Origin of the sequence: Citrobacter sp. Ca225, from assembly GCF_030337175.1 — a bacterium.
Taxonomy (GTDB): domain Bacteria; phylum Pseudomonadota; class Gammaproteobacteria; order Enterobacterales; family Enterobacteriaceae; genus Citrobacter_A; species Citrobacter_A amalonaticus.
Genome location: NZ_JAOWCD010000002.1, coordinates 1 through 996 on the forward strand (window position 1 = coordinate 1; position 996 = coordinate 996).

The 996-nt window shown below is 56.6% G+C and carries 1 protein-coding gene; it reads left to right on the forward strand.

Annotated elements, in window-relative coordinates:
* Window positions 1–996, forward strand: a 996-nt coding sequence (locus tag OGW13_RS00010; protein ID WP_287115446.1) for an autotransporter outer membrane beta-barrel domain-containing protein, incomplete at both ends; no start/stop codon positions are given.

The following is a 996-nucleotide window of genomic DNA, read 5'->3' on the forward strand; positions in this document are numbered from 1 at the left end:
CTGCCGTGGATCTACCTTGGCAACACCAGCGGTATGAGCACGGCAGAGCTCAACTTTAATCACAACAGCGACGACTTCGTACTCTCGGCCAAAATCACAGGTATTGGCGAAGTCAACCATTTCGGCTCTGGGACGACCACGCTGACAGGCGCTAACACCTATCAGGGCCCTACCCACGTCGCAAATGGTACATTGCGCGCCGGGGCAGAAAATACCCTGAGTGCAAGATCCGATTACCGCGTGGACAGCGGCGCGCAGCTGGATCTTAACGGCTATTCACAGACGCTGAATTCGCTGGAGCTGGCAGGCACAGCGATACTCTCTTCCCCGTCGCAAGTGCAAGCAGCCTTTAGCCCAACCCTGTTGACAATTAACGGTGATTACACCGGAAACAACGGCTTGCTGGCCTTGCGCACTGTGCTGGGTGATGACCTGTCGCCAACGGATAAGCTGATTGTGAAAGGTGATACCTACGGCGCCACGCGCGTCAGCGTCAGTAACGCGGGCGGTAACGGAGCCGCGACGATTGAAGGTATCCGTATTATCGACGTTGAAGGGACTTCAAACGGTACCTTTGTGAAAGAAGGCCGTATTGTCGCAGGCGCATATGACTACGACCTTGTGAAACGAGACAACCAGAACTGGTCGTTGACCAGCCTGGCCTTGCCAGAACCGGTTCCACCAACTGAGCCGAAAGAACCCGTAATTCCAGAGTCTCCGACACCGGAAGGTCCGCACCAGTATCGCCCGGAAACCGGCAGCTATCTGGCGAACACCCTTGCCGCCAACACGCTGTTCACGACGCGTCTGCACGATCGTCTGGGCGAAACCCAGTACACTGACGTCTTTACAGGCGAGCAGAAGGTTACCAGCCTGTGGATGCGTCATGTCGGTGGGCATAACCGCTTCAAAGACAGTTCCGGGCAGATCAGCACCCAGAGCAACCGCTACGTGATGCAACTGGGCGGCGATATCGCGCAATGGAGCACCGACGGT